This window comes from Photobacterium lucens (genome assembly GCF_009873615.1).
Lineage (GTDB): Bacteria > Pseudomonadota > Gammaproteobacteria > Enterobacterales > Vibrionaceae > Photobacterium > Photobacterium lucens.
In genome coordinates, this window is the sequence record NZ_SSMG01000089.1 from 1 (window position 1) to 1,423 (window position 1,423).

Sequence of the window (1,423 nt, forward strand, 5' to 3'; positions counted from 1 at the left end):
ACCTCAACGTTTATCACGTTGAGGTTTGGGTTTTAAATGTAGGCAGAGTGTCATCAAGATGGTGTTGATAGTCTCTATCTTTTAATTCTTGTTAATAAGTGGCTCATACCGAGCCACTTAAACTTCTGTTATAGATTCAGCACTACAGGTTAGCTTGTGCGATTTTGACGGCTGCTTGTAAATCAGGGATGGTAGTTAGTTCAGGAACACGTTGAGTGTAAATCACTTTATTATTCTTATCTGTCACGATAATACTACGAGTTAATAAACCCAACTCTTCAATTTGAGAGCCTGTTTTCATACCAAATTGATGCTTTGATGAATCAGAAAGGTATGTGATGTTTGTTAGTTTGTGATTTTTTTGAAAACGCTGCTGAGCAAAAGGTGTGTCTGCACTAATAGCTAAAAACTCAATACCTTTTAACTCTGCTTTGTTGTCAGCAACAAATTTTGATAGATCAATGGCTTGTTGAATACAAACTGGAGTATCAACAGACGTTAATACATTATAAATTTTAACGCTGTTTGTTTCTGTACTGGTATCAAATGGCTTAAGATCAGATGTAACCAGCTGCATTGATGGCATGTAGTCACCAACGTTAAGCGCTTTACCTGATAAGTTAAACGTTGTGGTCTTTTCCAGCGTCACCACTTGCTTTTGACCGAAATTGGCATTTGCGTCCGTTGTCGCAAATTGTGCAAATGCGCTTCCTGATAGTAATAAGGCTGTAAGAAGTGTTAGCTTTTTCATTTATTTTTCCAGTACAGCAATAGCAGCGTCGTAGTTTGGTTCATCCGTGATTTCTGCAACTAGCTCTGCATGGATCACTGTGCCTTCTTCATTTAATACAATAACTGCACGAGTTGCTAAATCGCGTAGTGCACCTTCAGCCAGTTTCACACCGTATGCTTGTGTAAATTCAGGGCTGCGGAAAAATGATGCCATTTGTACATTTTCAATACCTTCAGCTGCGCAGAAACGACCTGTTGCAAAAGGGAGATCAGCAGAGATACACAGGACAACTGTATTGTCGATGCTTGCTGCTTTTTGGTTAAAAGCTTTTACGCCAAGCGCACAAACTGGTGTGTCGATACTTGGGAAAATGTTTAATACAACATTTTTGCCTTTTAGTGATGATAATGAAATATCACCTAGATCAGAGCCACATAATGTGAACTCTGGTGCTTGTGTACCTACTTGAGGGAATGAGCCTGACAGTTTAATTGTTGAGCCTTGGAAGGTTACTTCTGACATATTATATACCTTTGTTTTATATGGTTATATTTTATTCAATAGAATAAAGGTGGCTTATAATATCGCTAAAAAGCATAATGTAAACATATTAATAACAATGTTTTTACTGTTGGTTTTCTTTCATTTAATTATTTTAAATAAGCAGTTTGTTTCTTTGTTATGGTTTTG

The 1,423-nt window shown here is 37.1% G+C and carries 2 protein-coding genes; both read right to left on the reverse strand.

Annotated features, from left to right (window positions below):
- Window positions 1-142: 142 nt before the first annotated feature.
- On the reverse strand, window positions 143-751 hold the full coding sequence (locus E5A76_RS04880; RefSeq protein WP_053987768.1) for a peroxiredoxin: 609 nt from the start codon (window positions 749-751) through the stop codon (window positions 143-145).
- Window positions 752-1,255, reverse strand: coding sequence for a thiol peroxidase (gene tpx / locus E5A76_RS04885; RefSeq protein ID WP_161118258.1), 504 nt, complete (start codon window positions 1,253-1,255; stop codon window positions 752-754). It abuts the gene before it with no gap.
- Window positions 1,256-1,423 lie beyond the last annotated feature (168 nt).

What these genes read in the sequence shown, in the direction of transcription:
- E5A76_RS04880 (WP_053987768.1), bottom strand. Translation starts at nt 751, where the DNA reads ATGAAAAAGCTAACACTTCTTACAGCCTTATTACTATCAGGAAGCGCA.
- tpx (WP_161118258.1), bottom strand. Translation starts at nt 1,255, where the DNA reads ATGTCAGAAGTAACCTTCCAAGGCTCAACAATTAAACTGTCAGGCTCA.